The 21,210-nt window shown below is 38.3% G+C and carries 23 protein-coding genes; 10 read left to right on the top strand and 13 right to left on the bottom strand.

Annotated elements, in window-relative coordinates; translation table 11 throughout:
- Positions 1 to 123: 123 nt before the first annotated feature.
- A complete protein-coding gene (ppsA, locus tag ACLHDG_RS07270; RefSeq protein ID WP_415405523.1) occupies positions 124 to 2,538 on the top strand; it encodes a phosphoenolpyruvate synthase in 2,415 nt (804 codons plus the stop codon).
- A gap of 14 nt (positions 2,539 to 2,552) precedes the next feature.
- Here ppsA and ACLHDG_RS07275 read toward each other — a convergent pair whose 3' ends face one another.
- The 9 genes from ACLHDG_RS07275 to ACLHDG_RS07315 form a co-directional block, all read right to left on the bottom strand.
- Entirely contained in the window at positions 2,553 to 2,696 is a 144-nt protein-coding gene (locus tag ACLHDG_RS07275; protein ID WP_415405524.1) for a hypothetical protein, read from the bottom strand.
- 80 nt (positions 2,697 to 2,776) lie between these two features.
- A complete protein-coding gene (locus ACLHDG_RS07280) occupies positions 2,777 to 3,037 on the bottom strand; it encodes a hypothetical protein (RefSeq protein ID WP_415405525.1) in 261 nt (86 codons plus the stop codon).
- A gap of 23 nt (positions 3,038 to 3,060) precedes the next feature.
- Positions 3,061 to 3,447 carry a fluoride efflux transporter CrcB gene (gene crcB, locus ACLHDG_RS07285; protein ID WP_415405526.1) on the bottom strand — a complete coding sequence of 129 codons (387 nt, stop codon included), beginning with the start codon at positions 3,445 to 3,447 and terminating at the stop codon, positions 3,061 to 3,063.
- On the bottom strand, positions 3,416 to 4,126 hold the full coding sequence (locus tag ACLHDG_RS07290; RefSeq protein ID WP_415405527.1) for a lysophospholipid acyltransferase family protein: 711 nt from the start codon (positions 4,124 to 4,126) through the stop codon (positions 3,416 to 3,418). The genes crcB and ACLHDG_RS07290 overlap by 32 nt, the downstream gene beginning before the upstream one ends.
- Positions 4,104 to 5,144 carry a hypothetical protein gene (locus ACLHDG_RS07295; RefSeq protein WP_415405528.1) on the bottom strand — a complete coding sequence of 347 codons (1,041 nt, stop codon included), beginning with the start codon at positions 5,142 to 5,144 and terminating at the stop codon, positions 4,104 to 4,106. The genes ACLHDG_RS07290 and ACLHDG_RS07295 overlap by 23 nt, the downstream gene beginning before the upstream one ends.
- The gene (gene purQ, locus ACLHDG_RS07300; protein WP_415405529.1) at positions 5,144 to 5,815 is read right to left on the bottom strand and encodes a phosphoribosylformylglycinamidine synthase subunit PurQ; all 672 of its coding nucleotides are present in this window, start codon (positions 5,813 to 5,815) and stop codon (positions 5,144 to 5,146) included. The genes ACLHDG_RS07295 and purQ overlap by 1 nt, the downstream gene beginning before the upstream one ends.
- A 1-nt stretch (position 5,816) precedes the next feature.
- A complete protein-coding gene (gene purS / locus ACLHDG_RS07305; RefSeq protein ID WP_415405530.1) occupies positions 5,817 to 6,056 on the bottom strand; it encodes a phosphoribosylformylglycinamidine synthase subunit PurS in 240 nt (79 codons plus the stop codon).
- A gap of 12 nt (positions 6,057 to 6,068) precedes the next feature.
- Positions 6,069 to 6,797 carry a phosphoribosylaminoimidazolesuccinocarboxamide synthase gene (purC, locus tag ACLHDG_RS07310; RefSeq protein ID WP_415405531.1) on the bottom strand — a complete coding sequence of 243 codons (729 nt, stop codon included), beginning with the start codon at positions 6,795 to 6,797 and terminating at the stop codon, positions 6,069 to 6,071.
- The gene (locus ACLHDG_RS07315; protein ID WP_415405532.1) at positions 6,797 to 8,158 is read right to left on the bottom strand and encodes a S41 family peptidase; all 1,362 of its coding nucleotides are present in this window, start codon (positions 8,156 to 8,158) and stop codon (positions 6,797 to 6,799) included. Before ACLHDG_RS07315 ends, purC begins: the two co-directional genes overlap by 1 nt.
- A 208-nt stretch (positions 8,159 to 8,366) precedes the next feature.
- Here ACLHDG_RS07315 and ACLHDG_RS07320 point away from each other — a divergent pair, with 208 nt between their 5' ends.
- Complete coding sequence (locus ACLHDG_RS07320; protein ID WP_415405533.1) at positions 8,367 to 9,116, top strand: alpha/beta hydrolase; 750 nt, start codon at positions 8,367 to 8,369, stop codon at positions 9,114 to 9,116.
- Here ACLHDG_RS07320 and ACLHDG_RS07325 read toward each other — a convergent pair.
- Positions 9,100 to 10,581, bottom strand: a complete 1,482-nt coding sequence (locus ACLHDG_RS07325) for an alpha/beta hydrolase (RefSeq protein WP_415405534.1) — start codon at positions 10,579 to 10,581, stop codon at positions 9,100 to 9,102. The two genes, ACLHDG_RS07320 and ACLHDG_RS07325, sit on opposite strands and share 17 nt — an antisense overlap.
- 40 nt (positions 10,582 to 10,621) lie before the next feature.
- Positions 10,622 to 11,485 carry an energy transducer TonB family protein gene (locus tag ACLHDG_RS07330; RefSeq protein ID WP_415405535.1) on the bottom strand — a complete coding sequence of 288 codons (864 nt, stop codon included), beginning with the start codon at positions 11,483 to 11,485 and terminating at the stop codon, positions 10,622 to 10,624.
- Positions 11,486 to 11,581: 96 nt separating this feature from the next.
- On the opposite strand from ACLHDG_RS07330, the gene hemL reads away from it, so the two are divergent.
- Genes hemL through ACLHDG_RS07355 form a run of 5 tightly spaced genes read left to right on the top strand, consistent with a single transcriptional unit; the run spans position 11,582 to position 16,032 of the window.
- On the top strand, positions 11,582 to 12,874 hold the full coding sequence (gene hemL, locus ACLHDG_RS07335; RefSeq protein ID WP_415405536.1) for a glutamate-1-semialdehyde 2,1-aminomutase: 1,293 nt from the start codon (positions 11,582 to 11,584) through the stop codon (positions 12,872 to 12,874).
- A 56-nt stretch (positions 12,875 to 12,930) separates the two neighbouring features.
- On the top strand, positions 12,931 to 13,239 hold the full coding sequence (locus tag ACLHDG_RS07340; RefSeq protein ID WP_415405537.1) for an AtpZ/AtpI family protein: 309 nt from the start codon (positions 12,931 to 12,933) through the stop codon (positions 13,237 to 13,239).
- Positions 13,226 to 13,768, top strand: coding sequence for a hypothetical protein (locus ACLHDG_RS07345; protein WP_415405538.1), 543 nt, complete (start codon positions 13,226 to 13,228; stop codon positions 13,766 to 13,768). Before ACLHDG_RS07340 ends, ACLHDG_RS07345 begins: the two co-directional genes overlap by 14 nt.
- A gap of 36 nt (positions 13,769 to 13,804) precedes the next feature.
- Positions 13,805 to 14,518 carry a peptidoglycan recognition family protein gene (locus ACLHDG_RS07350; RefSeq protein WP_415405539.1) on the top strand — a complete coding sequence of 238 codons (714 nt, stop codon included), beginning with the start codon at positions 13,805 to 13,807 and terminating at the stop codon, positions 14,516 to 14,518.
- The gene (locus ACLHDG_RS07355; protein WP_415405540.1) at positions 14,518 to 16,032 is read left to right on the top strand and encodes a sodium:solute symporter; all 1,515 of its coding nucleotides are present in this window, start codon (positions 14,518 to 14,520) and stop codon (positions 16,030 to 16,032) included. Before ACLHDG_RS07350 ends, ACLHDG_RS07355 begins: the two co-directional genes overlap by 1 nt.
- 8 nt (positions 16,033 to 16,040) lie before the next feature.
- Here ACLHDG_RS07355 and ACLHDG_RS07360 read toward each other — a convergent pair whose 3' ends face one another.
- The gene (locus ACLHDG_RS07360) at positions 16,041 to 17,126 is read right to left on the bottom strand and encodes a S1C family serine protease (RefSeq protein WP_415405541.1); all 1,086 of its coding nucleotides are present in this window, start codon (positions 17,124 to 17,126) and stop codon (positions 16,041 to 16,043) included.
- Positions 17,127 to 17,281: 155 nt separating this feature from the next.
- On the opposite strand from ACLHDG_RS07360, the gene ACLHDG_RS07365 reads away from it, so the two are divergent.
- The 3 genes from ACLHDG_RS07365 (at position 17,282) to murU (ending at position 20,237) form a co-directional block, all read left to right on the top strand.
- Entirely contained in the window at positions 17,282 to 18,361 is a 1,080-nt protein-coding gene (locus ACLHDG_RS07365; protein WP_415405542.1) for an anhydro-N-acetylmuramic acid kinase, read from the top strand.
- The gene (locus ACLHDG_RS07370; protein WP_415405543.1) at positions 18,354 to 19,289 is read left to right on the top strand and encodes an aminoglycoside phosphotransferase family protein; all 936 of its coding nucleotides are present in this window, start codon (positions 18,354 to 18,356) and stop codon (positions 19,287 to 19,289) included. The genes ACLHDG_RS07365 and ACLHDG_RS07370 overlap by 8 nt, the downstream gene beginning before the upstream one ends.
- A 279-nt stretch (positions 19,290 to 19,568) precedes the next feature.
- Positions 19,569 to 20,237 (top strand): N-acetylmuramate alpha-1-phosphate uridylyltransferase MurU, encoded by a 669-nt coding sequence (murU, locus tag ACLHDG_RS07375; protein ID WP_415405544.1) that lies wholly within the window; start codon positions 19,569 to 19,571, stop codon positions 20,235 to 20,237.
- A gap of 2 nt (positions 20,238 to 20,239) precedes the next feature.
- Here murU and ACLHDG_RS07380 read toward each other — a convergent pair whose 3' ends face one another.
- Positions 20,240 to 21,166, bottom strand: a complete 927-nt coding sequence (locus ACLHDG_RS07380; RefSeq protein ID WP_415405545.1) for a DUF234 domain-containing protein — start codon at positions 21,164 to 21,166, stop codon at positions 20,240 to 20,242.
- Positions 21,167 to 21,210 lie beyond the last annotated feature (44 nt).

Below are 21,210 nucleotides of genomic sequence, written 5' to 3' on the forward strand. Positions count from 1 at the left end.
ATGTGTTTTATGTAATACTTGTGTAATCTAGATAAACATACATTAAAATAATATATCTTGTCATTAACTTTTTAGGAGTAGAATGGAATGCTGAAAATGAAAAGTTTTTCAAAAGGATTTCAAATGTCAGATTATATCAAATGGTTTAGTGAACTCAGTATCGAAGATGTTGATCTTGTAGGTGGTAAAAATGCTTCACTTGGAGAGATGTACCAAAACCTCACTGCAGCGGGGATACGTATACCCAATGGTTTTGCTATCACTGCAGATGCCTATAAAATGATACTCGATACAAATGGTGCATGGGAGAAGTTACATGCCCAGCTCGACAGTTTTGATCCAAATGATGTAGCTCAGTTACAGGAGCGAGGAAAGCGTTGTAGAGAGATCATTCATGACTGTACACTACCTGATGACTTGATAACACAGATAAAAAGTGCTTATGAGACACTCAAAGTTGAGTACGGTGAGGATATAACTCTTGCTGTTAGAAGCTCTGCCACTGCTGAAGACTCGCCGGAAGCCTCATTTGCAGGGCAAAATGACAGCTATCTTAATATAAGTGGGTTAGACGCACTTTTAGATGCTTATAAACGCTGTTTGGCTTCCAACTTTACTGACCGTTCCATCCACTACAAATATGACCATGGATTTGACTACCTGAAAGTCTATCTAAGTGTGGTAGTCATGAAGATGGTTAGATCTGACATCGGGGAGAGTGGGGTGATGTTCTCCATTGACCCGGAAACAGGATTTAAGGATGTGGTCTTTATCAACGCAGCATATGGTTTGGGTGAGAATATCGTCCAAGGTAGCATCGCACCAGACAGCTTTTATGTGCATAAACCTACTTTCAAGAAAGGCTATCATACTGTACTTAAACGAAGACTTGGAGACAAAGCCCTTAAAATGGTCTTTGCTGAAGAGATCAATGAAGACAATATTGCTATGGAGTATACTAAAAACATATCTACACCTAAAGAGGATCAAAAAAAGTTTTCTATCTCTGATGAGGATGTGATACTTTTGGCAGAATATGCCATTAAGATCGAAGAGCACTACTCCAAACAAGCCGGTTATGATAAACCTATGGATATGGAGTGGGCAAAAGATGGTTTAGATGGTCAACTTTACATCGTACAGGCACGTCCGGAAACAGTTGAGTCACGAAAAAAAGAAACATATTTGGAAATGTATAGCCTAAATGAACGTAGTAAGGTTCTAGTAGAAGGTCAAGCGGTAGGAACAAAAATTGGTTCTGGAAAAGTACGTAAGATCACGGATGCAAGCAGACTTGATGAATTTGAAGAAGGCGATGTCCTTCTGGCAGAAACTACAAGTCCTGACTGGGAACCTGTCATGAAGATAGCCTCTGCCATCGTAACAAACAGTGGAAGCAGAACCTGTCATGCCGCTATCGTATCCAGGGAACTTGGTATACCTGCTATTGTAGGTGCCAAGAATGCTTCAGAAGTATTGGTAGATGGACAGGAAGTTACAGTGAGCTGTGCAGAAGGTGAGACAGGTTTTGTGTATGAAGGAGATCTTGATTTTGAGATCAGTAAAACAGATCTTAGTGCCATACCCGCTACAAAAACACAGATCATGATGAACCTTGGTAATCCTGAACTTGCTTTTTCTCTTACTTCTCTTCCCGTGGATGGTATAGGTCTGGCACGGATGGAGTTTATCATCAACAGTTCCATTAAAGCACATCCTATGGCACTTATACACCCGGAAAAACTCGATGAGGCTACACAGCAGAAGATAGATCAACTTACTGCTAGCTATAATACCCCAGAAACATTCTTTATAAAAATACTCTCTGAAGGCGTAGCCAGTATTGCAGCAGCAGTCTATCCAAAACCCTGTGTAGTGAGAATGAGTGACTTTAAAACCAACGAATATGCCACGCTTCTGGGAGGAAAGTTCTTTGAAGCGCATGAAGCCAACCCTATGATAGGTTTTCGTGGGGCAGCACGTTATTCGCATCCCAGCTATGAAGAGGGCTTTGCATTAGAGTGTGACGCGATGAAACGTGTTAGAGATGAGATGGGCTTTGATAATGTCATTTTGATGATACCATTTTGCCGTAGGGTAGAAGAGGGGCAAAAAGTGCTTGATACGATGGGAAAATATGGTCTTAAACGTGGTGAAAATAATTTAAAGATCTATGTTATGTGTGAGATACCAAATAATGTCATACTCATAGATGCATTTTGTGAACTTTTCGATGGTATCAGTATCGGTTCCAATGATTTGACACAACTTACCCTGGGAGTCGACCGTGACTCTGAAATAGTTGCATTTGATTATGATGAACGTGACCCGGGAGTCATGAAGATGATAGAGATGGCTGTGCAGGGTGCAAAACGAAACCATCGCCACAGCGGCATCTGTGGTCAGGGACCCTCAGATTACCCGGAGATGGCAGAAGCACTTGTGACTATGGGAATAGATTCGATGAGTCTCAATCCAGACTCTGTATTAAAAACTATCCAAACTATCAATAGACTCGAATCTAAACGAGAGAAATAGCTATAGAATAAAAGCTATTTCTTTTTACTCTTCTTCTCAGCCTTCTCTTTTTTCTTATAATCTTTGATATGCTTTTTTATCTCTTGTTTTAACTCTTTTTTGAGTCTACTATCCATCTCTTTTTTAATATACTTTTTAATCTTTTTCTTTTTAAGCATTTTCTATCCTTTTATTTGTTTTAGGTTATTAACCATACTATATGATAGGATAAAAAGACTTTAAATTTTATGAAATCTTACTATATACACATCTCTTGTTTGAGTTTTTCCTGGTTAAGTTTTTTGATGAGTTTGGTTGAGAGTTCACCATAACGCTCTTCATCAAGGTTTAGTTTTGCCTGGAGTTCTTCTGTAGGTATTTCATCTCCCCATGACTTTAGAAGCTTTAACTCTTTTTTCGTAAGCTTCACTTTGAGTACTTCTAGTAGTTCTTCTGGCTCTTTGAGAGGACTTACCAGTTTTTTAATGTGTTTTTCTATCTCTTGATTTATTGTTGACAATGTGTTTCCTTGGTTTATAATTATTATTTTGTAATCTGTAATACTAAAAGGTATCCTACTCCTGCAAAGAAGATAGTACCAAAAACGTTGAGTGCCATGTTGGCAAAAGCTTGGGTGTAATGACCTGATTCAAGTAAAAAGAAACTCTCTATGGCAAAAGTAGAGTAGGTCGTTAATGCGCCGAGTATCCCTGTCACCATAAAAGTCTTAAGGTGAGGGGAGAGTGAAGTGTTAAGATGAAAATAGGCAAACAGTACCCCTATAAGCAGACTTCCAATTAGATTAACTGCCAATGTCCCTAAAGGGAGAGCATGTACAAAGTGCTTATTGACCACGCCATTTATAAGCAATCTCAGTGTAGCCCCTATAGCACCACCGCTAGCGACTGCGACTATGGTTAATGTATTCATCGTCTATCGCCTTTTGCATATCATCGTGTAGGGTTTCAAACCAGTCTTTGTCTGCTTTACTGACATCAATAGTAGGTAAGTATTTGTAGTGTACTGTACCACTGTGTCCTGTTCTTTCATGTTCATTGAGTACCCATTTACTTCCTGTAATGATAACAGGTTGCACTTTTAAACCTAACTTATTTGCTATCATCTTTGTGCCTAGTTTAAAGGAGAGCAAAGGCTGTTCCTTGGCTCTTGTTCCTTCAGGAAAAATAGCTACAGGCCTATGCAATACCTCTTTAGACGCTTTGACATCTTTAATGAGCTTAATAAGACCTGCTTTGTTACTTCTGTCAAGTGAGATCATTTCACCATGACGTAAAAGATTTCCAAACCATAGAGCATCAAAAAGTTCTTTTTTTGCCACCCATCGAAGATGATTGTTCTGTAGTGCTTCCATCGCAACAATATCGACTATACCCTGATGGTTCATCACATACATATCTGCACTGGGGTCCATCGTACCTTCTTGTGCAAGCTTTCCTCCCATCATAAAGAATGTCAAACGGTTAATATGATGAACAATAGTGCCTTTATGTTTATTGAAGATCATCAATGTAGGTATCATTAAAATAGCTGTATTCAAAGAGATGACTGTTGCACCCCAGTAAAATCTAATTTTCGCAAAGATCTTCATTTCTGATCCATCCTATAATTCCTTTTTTGTACTCTATCTTTATAAATTGATCTCGTTCACCAAGAATCATGGTATTTAACTCTTGATCTAATTTTGTACTTATGGTACTTGTTTGAGTAGGTATAAGATAGAGTGGAGCACCTTGTTTTACACATATTTTTTCATGTGGTATATAAAACGTTAAAAGCGTAATGAGAGAGACAACACCCAAAACCAGATAAAAGAAATCTCTTTTAAATAAAAACATTAAAAAGAAAAATAGAAGTAAAATCATGAAGGTGTATTTTTTCAATTTCTCAAAGCTGTCCTCTTTAGGATTGAGATCTGACTGAGTTGTGACAGTGGCATCTGCAAGTTCAACAGGTACTTGAAGAAAAACATATTGCTTTTTTATGGTATTAAAGTAAGTGAACTTCAAGATTTTTTGTGTGACAGGAAGTACTACATAAAATTCTGCTTCCACTTTAGCATTATCCCTTTTGAGATCTTCTATTCCGTACTCTTCTGCATTGTTTATTTTCATATCTTCAAGGTTCGCTTCAAAAGCTTCCATAGAAAGTGTCACCAAATGGTGTTTTTCATCATAATTAGAGACTTGAGAGTTTCTTATTTTCATATCAGCGGCCAAAACACCACAAAAATCCTCTCTGCTTTTAAGTGAACTCAGAGAAATATTTTGTGGTTCAAGTGAAGTATTTACACTGCTCGATACAATAAAAAGTCTAGGAATACGTACATCGATCTGGGAAGCTTTAAAATAAAAAGTATAAAAGCTATCGTCTCCGTTACGGAGTACTAAAGGATCTTCAGAAATAGGTTGGACAGAACTGAGTTTGTCAAATTCGAATTGAGGATTGTCATTTCTTTGTGCAGTATCTATGACTGTTACAGGGAAGAGTTGGTTTTCATATACCTTTTTAGGCATATAGCTGTATTTGTATTCACTCTCGGCATTTACCAGGGTAGTAAAAGCAAAGACCAGCCCCAGTAAAAGCCAAAAAGAGCGAAACAATGACATTAGACTTCAAAACCTTTAAGCATACGTATACCATCTTCACTACCAAGAATAGCTTCTAAAGCACGCTCAGGGTGAGGCATAAGTCCAAATACATTTTTGGCTTCATTACACACACCAGCAATAGAAGTAACAGACCCGTTTACAACAACAGGATTTCCATTTTCATCAGAGTAACGAAGAAGGATCTGTCCATTGGCTTCAATCTTCTTAAATCCTTCATCATCGATGTAATAATTGCCATCTGCATGAGCAATAGGGATGTTAAGTACTTCACCTTTGTTACATTGATTTAAAAATGCGTTATCATTGTTGATGACACAAAGATTTTGGTGTTTTGAGATGAAGTGCAGGTTGTTGTTACGCTTCAATGCTCCCGGAAGAAGTCCCGCTTCTGTAAGGATCTGGAAACCATTACAGATACCAAGTACTTTGCCACCATCATTTGCATACGATATTACAGCTTTCATAACAGGAGAAAATCTGGCAATGGATCCTGAACGCAGGTAATCACCATAAGAGAATCCTCCAGGTACGACAACAAGGTCAATATCTGTAGGAAGTGTTTCATTTTCGTGCCATACAAGTTGGGTTGTATGTCCTAATTCTTCAAATGCATACTGGGTATCAAACTCGCAGTTTGTCCCGGGAAATCTTAATACTGCTACTTTCATCTTAGTTGATCTCTATAGTATAATCTTCAATAACTGTGTTTGCAAGAAGTGTTTCACACATCTCTTTTACTTCAGCTTCAGCTTTTGCTCGGTCATCTGTATCAAGTTTAATGATGATCTGTTTACCGATTCTTACATCATCAACACCATCAAAACCAAGTGAGTCAAGCGCGTGGTGTGCTGCTTTTCCCTGCGGGTCTAAAACACCGTCTTTTAAAAATACATTAATTACTGCTGTCATTGTTTCTTCCTTTTATCTATTTTTGATTCTGTCTAATACTACTTTATATGCTTCTGTAAGACCACCTAGACCTTCTCTAAATCTGTCTTTATCCAGTTTCTCATTAGTTTTTGTGTCCCAGAGTCTGAAGTTGTCCGGAGAGAGTTCGTCAATAAGTATGATATTGCCATTGCTGTCTCTACCAAATTCCAACTTGAAATCCACTACGGTAATATCCAGTTCTGCATAAAAGTCTGTCAATATAGTATTGATTCTACGTGCCATATATCTGATGTAATCCAATTCAGAAGTATCATTTATCAAATTTAAGATGAGACAGTGCTGGTCATTGAGTTTAGGATCACCCAACTCATCATTTTTATAGTCAAACTCTACAAGAGTAAAAGGCAATACAGTTTTATCCTTAATACCAAGGTTTCTACTCAAAGATCCTGTTGCAATGTTTCTTACGATTACTTCTATGTATATCACTTCAGCTTTTTTATGAAGCATATGGTTTTTATCTAACATTTCAACAAAATGCGTAGGGATACCTTTTTCATTAAGATACTTGAAAAGTTCCGTAGAAATTTCATTATTGAGTGCACCTTTACCTTCTTCACTTGATTTCTTTTCACCATTAAAAGCTGTCAAGTCATCTTTAAACTCAGAGATATAAAGATCCGGATATTCTGTTGTCCAAATCTTTTTTGCTTTACCTTCGTAGACCAATGATTGTTTTACAAGTGTATCTGCTGCCATTATTTTTTTCCTTTATGTGTTATGATCAATGCTTTTAAAATGTCAACACTGCTTTTAAGTTGTGCATCTTTATAGAGTTGTTCGTTTGTGATGATCGTTTCATTCTCATCTTCAGCTTTTGTAACATTGCTATCTGTACTGTTGTCATCAACTCTGATCGTTTTGATAGTTGCATTGACATCTATCTTTTCCAATTCGCTCTCGAGGTGTTTTTTAAGATCACGTTCTTTAAGGAACATAGGATCTTCTTTCTGTTCACATTCACCTGAATGTATAATGATGTCAGGGGTGACACCTTCAGCCTGAATCGTACGACCACTTGGGAGATAATATCTGGCTACTGTAAGTTTAAGTGCTTCTTTGTCACCTATAGGCATAACAATTTGCACAGACCCTTTACCAAATGTTTTTTCACCCACAACAATAGAACGGTTGAAATCCTGCAGTGCACCCGCAACGATCTCACTGGCAGATGCAGATCCACCATTTACCAGGGCTACGATAGGTGTTTGGGTATCACTGTTTTTTCTAGTGGCTTTATACTTAATATTTTCTGCTTTGGACTTCCCTTTTTGGCTAACGATAACGCCATCTTCAACAAAAAGATCAACCAGACCAACAGCTTGGTCGAGTAGTCCTCCAGGGTTATTTCTAAAGTCAAGGATGATTCCCTCAGTTTTAGGGTTCTCTTTGATAGCATTTTCTACACCCTCAACCACTTTTTGATCAAAAGAGGTTACATGGATGTAAAGGATTTTTTCTCCTATGGTTTTTACATAAACTGATTGGATCTTAATAATATCTCTTGTGATCTTGATCTCAATGGGCTTAAGCTCATTTTTTCTGATCATCGTCAACATAATATCAGTCTTAGGTTTACCTCTCATCAATTTCACAGAGTCATCGATAGTCATCCCGATCGTTGCTTTGTCATCGATCTTTAAAATGATATCACCGGCTTTAACACCCGCTCTAAATGCCGGAGTACCAACCAAAGGAGCAATGACAGTGAGCGCACCGTCTTTCATACCTACAGAGATACCTAAACCGCCAAACTCACCTTTGGTTTGAACGGTAAGGTCTTTATAGGACTTACTATCCATAAAAGTAGAGTGAGAGTCAAGGTTCGTCATGAGTCCCTTAAGTGCTTTATCTACAAGGTCTGTAGTATTTACCTCATCAACATACTCTTTTTCTATCACATTGAGTATTTGAGTAAACTTGATGTAGGCTTCAAGTTTTTCTTTGGCTGTAGATTCGGTAGAAGTACTTTTCGCCTGAGCAAAACTGCCAAGAAGGTAGGCAGCGGTCAAAGTAGAGAGTAATCCCGTAACGATAATTTTTTTACTTTTTTTAATCATAATACTCTTTCATAAATATGGACGTAGAATTAATTCAATATTTTATTTAAAAACATCTAAAAGGTTGCTTTTTTCCAGTATATATAAGTAGGGTAAATCCAAGTTAAATAAAGCATGCTTATAAGGTGGGTATTTATTGAAGTATATGCAATTGAGAGGTACGTCTTGATATATGATAGAATATTCCATATACATAAAAGGATGATCTATGAAATACCTGTTATTACTTTTAACCCTGACATCTTTACTTACATCAAGTGACTACACAAAGATAAAATTTCCTTCTAAAGATGGCTTGCCTATCTCTGCACACCTTTATAGTGACGGCAATACAAGTAAACCCTTTATACTCTTACTCCATCAAGCCACATATAGTAAAGGTGAATATCTTGAAATCGCACCAAAATTGACTCAAATGGGATTTAATGTGATGGCAGTAGATCTGCGTAGCGGTGATACAGTCAACAATATAGTCAATGAGATATCGGACATAGCACTTGAAAAAGACTTGGACATCTCATACCTTGCAACGCTCCCCGACATTGAAGCTTCCTTGGCATACACTAAAAAACACTTAAGTCAGGGAACATTGCTTCTTTGGGGCAGTTCCTACTCTTCAGGGTTAGCCCTCTACATGGCCAGTATAGATGAAAGCATAGATGGCGTACTTGCATTTTCTCCGGGTGATTATTATAAAAAAAGAGGAAAAACGTTTATAGAAGACTCTGTAAAAGTATTAAAAATACCTGTTTTCATTACTTCAGCCAAAGATGAGAAAAAATACTGGTGGAGTATCTATAACGCTATACCCTCAAAAGAGAAAACGTATTATCTTCCTCCAACCGAGGGTGTGCATGGCGCAAAAGCACTTTGGAAGAATAATCCATCTCATGAAGGGTATTGGGAAGCTGTAAATATTTTCCTGAAAAGATTTGTGAAGATTATTCCAACCCCATAAACTCTAACACTCTTTGCTTCGTATAGTGATGAAAAGGATTCCATCGTTGCCTAAGCAAAGAGGATGCTGATGTCTGCAGAACGGAAGTTTCTCCGTAGATAGCAAGATGACCCAGTTGTATACCTGGGCTTTTAGGTGGATTTTTATCTCCATAGAGTGGGTCATTATTACTTATGGGCATAGCCAAGTGTGAGAGTGAGTAGAGTCTTTTTGGCCAAAGTAAGTCAAGTATTTTAGCTGTTTTACCATTTGTAATCTGCTTGAGATTTCCATCTGTTGAGTTCAGATCACTGATCAGGTCAAAAGTATAGTGTACATTTTGGGGAGTCTCACGCAGATTATGCAGGGAAGTAACAATACCTTGTTTGACAAGATGGTTAGAGCTAAAGTGATGGTTTATATCGAAGAGTACAAGTGTATTATTCCCCTCAGGAAGACGTTTATAGAGACCATCAATGATGGCAGGGACAGTAACCGTGCTATCTACAATAGATGCAAAACTTAAAATAGGAGGAAACGGTTTTTGATTCTTGCTATTTGCAGCGTAATCATCAAACTGTTTTTGTACTTCATTGCAAACACGATAAACCTGGTCACCCGCATTGACAGCAAAAGAACCATATTTAAAGGGGTCGAACTCAGGAGTAATAGAGTTCCATTCCAGTTTAGGCAACCCAAAAAGATGCCCTAAACGACTTTGCCATATGGCCAGAGGAGCTGCCGGACTTACTCCTATAGCAGGAGAATAAAATATAAGACTAGAAGGTAGAGTCAATGTTGAGTCTTTCAGTGCTGACAGTGTATAGTGTAGGGCCAATGGTGCACCTGTAGAGTAGCCCATGATGTGTATGGGTTTGTCTCCCAATTTTTGACTTAAACGCTCCATGCCTATTTGGACAACGGCTGCCATATCTTGCCATTTGAGTTCTATAAGACCAGAGGGAATGGTACCGTGACCAGGCATACGCATAGCAACGACCCAAACACCTTTTTTATGCAGATACTCTGCTTGTGCATGAAGACTATAGGGTGAGTCAGACATACCATGTAAAAGAAGTACACCCATCTTTGGATTCTCAACAGAGAGTTCAAAACTTTTATTCCAGGCTTTTTCCCAACGTTTTGGATCCGCAACACTGTTTTGAGTATAGCGATTGATACGGTTTTTTTCGTGAGCTGGCACTTTCTCATATACTTCACTGTCCAACTCATCAAAAAGTCGCTTCTCCAAAGCGATATATGCATCAAAGTCTTTAACTGTGTTTTTAATTGTTAACTTAGTACTAAATTCATTTTGAAGTATGGTTTTATGCCATGTAGAAAGAGAAGGAAGAGACTTCATATAAAGTATAAATACAATAACTCCTATGAGTAGAGCTCCTAAAAAGGCACTCAAAAGCATTTGAGAAGCTTTACGTACAGACCACCAAGGGATCTTGATCCAATAACTTTCCAATATACTCATGATAAATGACCTTTTTATAACCTTATTCGATAATTTTACCCTAATAAAGAGTATATGTCACATAAAACATGATCTTTGTTTTTTTATTTGGTAAAGGATAATTTTTGTATGCGATGCGTATTACGTCTAAGGTATTTTGATCCAGGGCTTCATAACCCATACGTCTTTTAAGTCTTAGTCCTGTAATGTCACCGTTTGGATGGAGATAAAAGGAGACAACATTGGTACCTTGTTGTCTTGTTTGTACCGCAACCGTTGGGTAGCCGTTGCGCGTAAGTGTGCGTTGGGTGATACGGTGGATAGTACCCAAGTTGTTTTGAATGAACTTCTTTTGGGTTGGACTGAAAGAGTTGAACTCATTTCCGTAGAGTTGTTTTATCATTTTTGCTGCATAGCTTCCGGAAGATGCTCGTTGACTTGAAGGGTACATAGAAGTACTACTGGCAGCACCCATGAGTGCATTGAAAAGTTTATCATTTGAACGTTTAGTTTTCTTATATTTTTTTGTTTTTTTGACTACCCGTTTCTTTTTTATTTTTTTGGGTACTTTTTTCTTAACTTCTTTTTTTACAATCTTCTTCTTAGGTTTTGGTTCTATTTTGGTCACATTGTTCTCTTCTGTACTTTTCTCAGCAAAAACCTTTTTACTCTCATCTAAAACTTTTTTCTTTATGGGTTGTACTTCAGGTTTGGGTTCTATCTTTTTTTCCACTATAGGTTTTGGTACAGGCAGTTTGACCGGAACAGGTTTTGGTTTAGGAGGAATAACCACGGGCTTTGGTGCAGGAGGCGGTACAAATTTAGAGAGATTAAGGCTGATCTTCTTCTCTTGACCTCCGGGGGGAGGAAGTATTACATCTTTAAACGTCAGCATAAAGAGCAGTAAAATGAGTAAATGTAACAATAAAGAGAGCAATATTCCTTTCAGTGTTCTGATAATCCTCTCCTTAGTACCCTTAGTGTATAATCCCTGCAATTATACATAATGAGGATTAACAATATGGCATATGATAAAAGTATAGCAGCATTTGAAGAAGCATATAAAGTAATACCAGGTGGAGTTGACTCACCGGTACGTGCATTTTCCGGGGTAGAGGGTACACCACCGTTTATCGATAGAGGAGAGGGTGGACACCTTTTTGATATTGATGGGAACAAGTACATCGATTATGTACAGAGTTGGGGACCACTTATCTTTGGTCATTGTGATGCAGATATTGAAACATCAGTATTTAAAGCAGTGATGAAAGGACTAAGCTTTGGTGCACCTACGACACTAGAGACAGAACTTGCACGAGAGATAGTCACACTTTTTGACAGTATCGATAAAGTACGTTTTGTAAGTTCGGGTACGGAAGCAGTGATGTCTGCCATCCGTTTGGCTCGTGGTGTAACAGGTAGAGATGACATTTTAAAATTTACAGGATGTTACCATGGTCACTCAGACTCGCTTTTAGTACAGGCAGGTTCAGGTTTAGCTACTTTTGGAACACCATCAAGCCCAGGTGTGCCAGCGGATCTTACTAAACATACACTGCTTGCTACCTACAATGACATCGAGAGTGTACAAAAGTGTTTTGCAGACAGTCCGGATGATATCGCCTGTGTGATCATCGAGCCTATCGCGGGTAACATGGGTCTTGTACCTGCAGATGAGGAGTTTTTAAAGCAACTTAGAACCATCTGTACAGAGCATGGAGCATTGCTTATATTTGATGAAGTAATGAGTGGATTTAGAGCATCGCTTAAAGGAGCTCAGGGCATTTCAACAGTAAAGCCGGACATGGTAACACTTGGTAAGGTGATCGGTGCGGGTATGCCTGTGGGTGCTTTTGGTGCAAGAGCTGATATTATGGCTCACCTTTCACCGGAAGGTCCGGTTTATCAGGCAGGAACACTCAGTGGTAACCCGGTAGCCATGGCTGCAGGGCTTACAAGTCTTAAAAAGCTCAAAGCAAACCCTGCTATATATGTAGAACTAGGTAATAAAGCGAAGAAGCTTATGGACGGATTTCAAAAAGCAGCCACCTCTGTAAATATTCCATTGGTTACAGATGTAAGAGGTTCTATGTTCGGGTTCTTCTTCTCAGACAAGACGGTAAAGAACTTTGATGATGCTCTAGAGAATGACTCTGAGATGTTTGCCAAGTTCCATAAAGGAATGCTGGATAAAGGTATTTACCTTGCCTGCTCATCGTATGAGACAGGGTTTATATCTACTGTTACAACAGATAAGATGATAGATGAGACGATCAAAGCTGCATATGAAGTTATGGCAGATATAGTTAAATAATATTTATGTCAGTGCGAACGCCCTTGAAAGCTAAGCGATTAATATATGGAGAATAAATGAAAAATGAAGAACCCAAATTTAAAAAGCTTGTTAATGCCGCAGATGGACTAAGCCTTGGTATCTCTATGGTGGTTGCTGTACTCATCGGTGTAGGTATAGGAATAGGGTTGCAAAAGCTCACTGGAGCTTGGTGGACACTTTGGATCGGTGTATTCATTGGTATTGGAGCAGCTATTTCTAATGTATATAAAGCCTATGCAAAGCAAAAAAAGTCCTTAGACGAGCTTGCAAATGATCCAAGATATACGTATAAAAAAGAGCAACAAGAGAAATATGATGCTGAGGACGAGGATGACAAGTATTAATACTAAACTCCTTAAAACGCTCATTGTTGTAGATATCATTATCATACTTATATCTGTAATATTTTTTGATATTAAAACACTTTACAATACCCAGATCGGTTTCATATCTGCTGCCCTGGTGATGATAGCTTCGATGATAAGTTACCGTCGCATGGTCAATACAGCTGTAGAACATAATGTTATTACGATGGATGATTCTAGAGATGTTATAGACAAACTTGAAGACCCTTATGACCTTTACAGTGAAGAGATCGTTGAAGCCGAAGAGAAAGATCTGGTAGAGACCGTTAAAGAAGAGAAAAAAAGCCTTAAAGAGAACAAACGTACGCTCTCTCAAACGATTAAAGACAGTAAAGCAGCTTTTTCTTTCTATCGCCTTGGTGCCTATGCTATTTTAGTATTAGGATTCTTGTATCTCAATAGACAGGGACTGCTTCATATTCCTTCATATATTTTGGCGTTAAGTATCCCTCCTATGGTGATAGTGATCGTGTTCATGATGAACAAAGAAAACCATAGCCAAGATTAGATAAAATAAGTCCAACCAGAAATTAGGACTTATTTGATGACAAAAACTTTACTACTAACTCTTACCCTCATTGCCTTTACTGCCTGTGTAAAAGAAGAACCTAAATGTGAAACATGTACTACAAAACCTATACAACCACTTCAAATCATCGATAAACCCATAGACTTTGGTTCAGAGCGTATATCTATGACAAAAGAGTACATCAAATCTCATTATGGAAAAACGGTAAATGATATTACTATCACCCCTAAGATCATCTTACTTCACTGGACAGCAGAAATGAGTTTTGACAAGTCATTTAAACGTTTACAGCCTCAAAGACTACTTACAGATAGAAAAGATATAGCTAAAGCATCACAGCTCAATGTATCATCTCACTTTATGGTGGCTCGTGATGGTACCATCTATCGTTTGATGCCTGAAAACTGGATGGCACGTCATGTGATAGGGTTAAACTACTCAAGCATAGGGATAGAGAACATCGGTGGGAAAGACAATAAGTCTGAAGATCTTACACCGGCACAACTTAAAGCAAATATAGACCTTGTTTACTACCTCAAAGCCAAATATCCTAGCATCGAATACATGATAGGACATCATGAGTATAGAGAGATGGAGAGTACTTCACTTTGGTTGGAGAAAGACAAAGGATACAGAACCGTAAAGTCTGATCCGGGAAAGAAGTTCATGTCTGATATGCGACGTGCTGTAAAAAATTTGAATCTTAAATCACCACCTAAAGCTAAATAATGAATTCAGCATTCAATACACTGGATTGGAGTATCTTTGCTGCTTATTTTCTGGTGCTTATTTTGACTTCTGTCATACTGAGTCAGGGTAAGATAAAGTCCACTAGAGACTACTTTGTAGGCGGCAATACTGTACCGATGTTCGCTGTGGCTATCTCGGTACTGGCAACTTCACAGTCGGCAGCTACGTTTCTAGGAGGACCTGAGTACTCTTATGGTAAAGACCTGACCTTCATAGGTTTTTATCTTTCAGCTTTCTTGGCGGTGATCTTTGTTGCTAAAGTCCTCATTCCACGTTTTTATGCTATTAACGCTGTAACTGTTTATGAACTTCTCGAAAAGCGTTATGGAGAGAGTGCCAAGAAACAGGCAGGGGTGATGTTCCTTATAGGGCGTCTGTTTGCATCCGGTGCACGACTCTACATAGGTGCACTTGCCATCTCAATGATACTCTTTCTAGATATCACACCTACACATGTAGCCATATCTATCACAATCTTAATGCTTGGTGCGTTGGCGTATGTCTATTTTGGCGGAGTGAAATCAGTTATCTTTTCAGACATCATTCAAGCCATAACCTACATTGGTGCCGGTATAGCAGTACTTGTTTACCTATATATGACCATAGACACTGAGTTCACCACCATAGTCTCTACACTACAGGCAGATAATAAACTTAAACTGCTTGACTGGTCTATGTCTGGCGGATTTTCAGTTTGGGCACTGTTCGGTGGGTGGCTACTTCTTAACATTGCAGCGTATGGACTGGACCAGGACATGACACAAAGAGCGCTTACATGTAAAAGTGCAAAAGAAGCACAGCGTTCACTTATGATGAGTATCTATATGACCATCCCTGTAGCCATACTCTTTTTGATGATAGGTCTTCTACTCTATCTCTTTTATCAGCATCCTGAACTCTCTGGTTTGAGTACAGAAGTAGTGCAGAAGTTTGAAGGTGAGAAGATCACCATCTTTATGTACTACATCTTACATGAGATGCCAGAAGGTATGAGAGGACTGGTCACTGTAGGAGCTGTAGCTGCCGCACTATCTAGCTCTAACTCTGTACTGGGAGCCATGTCTTCAGTAGCCATAGAAGACCTCTATAAACCATGGAAGCTAAAAAGATCTAACGTAGATGAGATGCATTTTGTAAAAGCGGGTAGATCTGCTGTACTTCTCTTTGCAATTGCACTCTCAGCCATGGCAATGCTCTCGTACTACTGGCAACGCTACACGGAACTACCACTGCTTAGTTTTGCTCTTGGTGTGATGGCATTTGCTTATACCGGGTTGCTTGGAGTGTATGCTGCGGCTATCTTCACAAAGCGTGGAAATGCCACCACGGTTCCTTTGTCACTCATAGGCGGATTTCTGACCGTGCTTCTGCTTCAACCGTATCTGCTTGGGGCTGTTTTTGATTTTAAACTTGGATTTGCCTGGCAGATACTTGGTGGGACCTTGGTGGCATTTGGGGTTATGATGATAGGTAAGAATAAAGGGCACCTCTAATAATAGAATCACTGTAATTCTATATCTATCTTTTTTCTCTTGTTTTCCCTTAATACTTCAAGCGTTACAGTATCTCCGTCTTTGTGCTCATCAAGTATACTGTAGAGATCTTCAAGTGTTTCAATTTTCTTTGCATCCACAGAGATGATCACATCTCCGAATGTCATGGAGCCTCTCGGGTCTACAATTGTTGATCGCAGTTTGTTTTTTGCAGCAGATGTATTTGGTACGACATCCACTACGACCACACCGTTTTTACCACTGAATTGTTTATAAAGTTCATTGATCCTATTGTCTACACTTATGCCGATAGCAGGCCTGACATAGATACCTTTTTTGATAATGGAATTGACAACTCTCTTAACAGTATCTATAGGTATGGAAAAACCTATACCTGCATTTGCACCGCTGGGGCTTAAGATCATATTGTTCACCCCGATGACCTTAGCTCTACTGTTCAGTAGTGGACCCCCTGAATTCCCGGGATTAATGGAAGCATCAGTCTGTATCATATGTTTTATGGGTACACCATTTGTTGCATACATACTTCGCTCAAGAGCAGATATGATACCTTTTGTCATTGTCCAGTCAAGTCCGAAAGGGTTACCGACAGCATAGACGGTCTGTCCGACTTTGAGATCTCTACTTGTACCAAGATCAATAGGTTTGAGTAAGTGCTTCACAGGTCTTATCTTCAATACAGCTATATCATAACTCGGTGAGGTTCCAACAAGAGAAGCTTGATATCTTTTGCCGTTCTTTAGTGTAACTACCGCTTTATTGGCATTCATGATCACATGATAGTTAGTAACGATATGCCCATCCTTATCCCATATAAATCCACTTCCTGCACCTTTGGGTATATCAAATGTGCTCATACGCCAGTTGTCAATTACCTGTTGATGAATAGAGATAAAGACAACACTGTCTTTCACATTTTCAAAAATAGAGATATTCTGTTTCTCTTCTATGGTTAAAACACTGTTTTTAGCAGAAAGTACTTTACTTTCTTTTGCATTAGCAAAAAATGTGTTTGCCAGAAATATTGATATGGTTATTATAAAAAGGGTTGGATAGTATTTATATTTCTTCATTTTTCACCTTTACAATATAGATATATACTCCATAATATACGAAAAACTATAATAATTTGTTAACAAATAGAATCTATCATTGAAAAATAGACATAGTCGTAGGGTAATATTGATAAAACATGATACTATAGTACAACTACAATTAGGAAGTTTTAATGAGTGGGAAAAGAGATCTATATATAGGCATTATGTCAGGCACATCACTGGATGGAGTGGATGTTGTACTGTGTGAGATAGATACTTCATCATGTACACTTATCAGCTCTTTGGAATATCCTTTATCTTTAGAACTCAAAGCAGACATTTTAACGATGATCGAGGGCAAAAGTACCTTGGAAGCTGTAGGGCAGATAGACCATCGTTTAGGTTTATTATTTACCCAGGCCGTAGGTGCTTTGCTTATACGTGAAAACATAGAGGTATCTAGCATTAAAGCCATAGGCTTGCATGGGCAGACACTTTGGCATGAGCCTACGGGAGAGTATCCTTTCTCCATGCAACTGGGAGATCCTAACATTTTGACTGCAAAAACAGGCATACCTGTAGTTGCAGACTTCAGACGTAAAGATGTGGCTTTAGGTGGGCAAGGTGCGCCTTTTGCTCCTGCTTTTCATGAGTTTATATTTGGTAATATTAATAGCTTTGTATCTATTGTAAACATCGGTGGGATAGCAAATATTAGCATATTAGATGAGAAACTTATAGGTTACGACACAGGCTGTGGAAATGTACTCTTAGATATGTGGATAGCAGCGCATCAAGGTGTCTCTTACGATGAAGACGGAGAGTGGGCTAAATCAGGTAGTATTGATTATGGTCTCTTAGACAGTATGATGTCAGATGACTATTTTGCACAACCATATCCAAAGAGTACGGGAAGAGAGAAATTTAATAAAGCGTGGTTACAAAGTTGCCTTGTGGGTAAAACACATAATCCTGAAGATGTGCAAAGAACACTGCTTGAACTCACAGCACTTAGCATAAGTAATGAAGTGTTACGTTTTAACAGAGATGTGGTGTTACTTTGTGGTGGTGGAGCTAAAAATAGTTTTTTAGTTGAACGCATTAAAGCCCTTACACCAAATGTAGAAGTTACTATAGCCCAAAATGCTGACTATATTGAAGCAATGACTTTTGCTTGGTTAGCATATAAGCGTGTACATAAAGAAATTGTGAATTTAAAAGATGTCACTGGAGCAAGTGATAATGCAATATTGGGAGGGCTATATGAATAAAATAGAAGAGTGGCTAGAAGAGATAGACTGCGAGGGAGAGTTAGTACCTGTCACTGCAGATGCAAGTCTTAGAAAGTATTATAGATTAAAGAGTAGTATGCATAGTGGTATAGTTATGGACTCATCAGAGCAAAAAGAGTCTTTAGCTCCATTTTTAGATATGAATCTTCGTCTCTATGAAGCCAATGTAAGAGTACCCAAAATATTTACTTACAACAAGAAAGAGGGCTTTGTATTTATGGAAGACTTGGGAAGTGCACATCTTTTTGAAAAAGTAGAAGAAGGTGACTTTGAAACGTATTACCAAAAAGCGATAGAGAGTATCATAAAGATGCAAAACACAGATACAGAAGATTTACCTGCTTATGATGCTGACTTTTTGCATTTTGAAATGGATTTGATGCAAGAATGGTATTTGGAGAAGTATTTGGGTGTAACATTGGATGATGAACAACAAAACAGACTATCAGATACGCTAGCGTTTATTTCATCTCAGGTACTCTCTCAGCCACAAGATGTTTTTGTACACAGAGACTACCACTCGCGAAATATTATGCTCTCACCATGTAATGATGAGATAGTTGTTATCGATTATCAAGATGCAAGGGTAGGTGCGGTTACTTATGATTTGGTCTCATTACTGCGTGATGTCTATGTGGAGTTAGATAGTAGAGTGATTGAGTCTATGGCATTACGCTTTAGAGACAGTAAAGGTTTAGATGTAGATGATGCTACGTTTATGCGTTGGTTTGACTTTATGGGCTTACAACGACATATTAAGATACTTGGTATTTTTACTCGTTTGCATTTACGTGATGGGAAAGATGGGTATTTGAAGGATATACCTCTTACTCTAAAATATGTTTTAGAGATTGGTTCTAAATATCCTGAGACACAGGATTTAGTTGCTCTTCTCTCCCATAAATAGCTCTTCCCTGTCACGGCGAACGCCCTTGAAAGCGCAGTGATTCGAGAGCCGTGACGATTTTTTGCTTCGTTTTTTTAAAAAAATGAAGAGAGTACCCTACTTGCAGTCTGGGGTTTTGTTATCATTGTGCAAAGAGGTAATACATAATCCCATACTGCAAGTTAGTTTTCTCATTACTTTTTAAAAAAGTAACCAAAAGCGTCGTCATTCTCAAATCACTTCGCTTACAAGGGTGTTCTTAACGACAGAAAAGAGCGATAATTTAGAAAAGGAAATATTATGAAAGCTATGATTTTAGCTGCAGGTCTTGGAACGCGTATGAGACCACTTACAGATGTAACACCAAAACCTTTACTCAAAGTAGGTGGCATTCCACTGATCCTCTGGCACATCGAACGCCTTGCACATGATGATTTCAAAGAGATAGTTATCAATATCGCACACTTAGGTTACCAGATACCCGAAGTCTTAGGTGATGGTTCTGAGTGGGGAGTGAATATCAGCTATTCAGATGAACAAGAAGAGGGTGGGTTGGAGAGTGCAGGAGGTATAGTCAAAGCCTTACCTCTACTTGGTGATGAAACATTTTTGGTTGTCAATGGTGACATCTTCACAGATTATGACTTTCAATGCAATAGAAAGCTTTCAGATGGTATTTTAGCCCATTTGATCCTCGTACCTAACCCTGTGCATAACCCTGAGGGAGATTTTGCTTTAGATGGACATAAAGTTGTTGATGCGAAGCAGTACACCTTCTCAGGTATAGGCTATTATTCACCAAAACTCTTTGATGGGGTACCATATGGCAAAAGTGCCTTAGCTCCTTTGCTTAGAGCTGCCATGAAAGAGGGTAAGGTCACAGGTGAACTCTATGAAGGTGAGTGGCTTGATATAGGTACACCTGAGAGACTTGAACTTTTGAATGCTCAGTTATTGAATCGGTATTAGCCTTAGTACTTCTTATTGGTATTTACAAGAAGATCTTTTTCACTTAGATCATTCATGAGACTTGTCAGGTTTCTAGTAGAAAAGAGTTTTAACTTTTCACCTTTTTCCTTTTTAAGTTCACTGGAAAATTTACTTTTAGAAAAAATGACAAAGGTATCTACATCAAGTTCAGCATGAACACATTTCTCTTTTAACTTAGTCAGTTCACTTTTATTAGCCTTTGATTTAGAGTACTTACAAATACCCGCTATCATTTTGCCTGATTTTCTCTTTGCCAAGATATTGATCTCAACATTTTTATCCCAGTAAGAACCAATACTTGCTATATAACCACCTTTGGGATCATCTTGAAAACTTTTTTTCATAAGTTCCATAACAAGTTGGTCATAGATAAGATCAGAAAACCTCTGTTTCATATGATTCCAACGTTCTTTAACCTCTTTATAGTCACCTTCTCTAATACTCTTATAATAAGGTGAGATAGAAGAGAACCAAAAACGCATAAAAGGCTGTGTAAAAAGAAGTTTATCTGAGTTGGCATCTTTTTCATCAACCGGTTTTTCTAAAGATTTATCAAAAACAAGCACTCCATTCTCTATGAGAAAATCTATAGATTCTTCACCTTCTTCTCTTTTAATATTGGCTTTTTTAAAAGCAGAATGTTCCCGCCTGTCTCCAGTAGCAAGGGCAGTAAGAAGTGAATGGTGAATGTTGTTACTCTGAGTGATCTTCGTAATATCACCATGAATATATCTGTAATTTGTCAACACTTTCTCTTCGATCAACTCTTCCAATGGTTTAGACAGGTCAACCTTCCATCCCATACCACCAAAAACAGAAAAGTATTCTACCGCTTTTTCAAAATCAGTAGCAGAGTTTTGGAAACAAAAAGAGCGAAATTGTTCTAGGAGTGTGGGGTGTTTTGCCATGAGTGTGAACCCTTTATTTATTTTTGATATTATAACTTAAATAG

Source organism: Sulfurovum iocasae, from assembly GCF_047716765.1.
In the GTDB taxonomy this organism is placed as follows: Bacteria; Campylobacterota; Campylobacteria; order Campylobacterales; family Sulfurovaceae; genus Sulfurovum.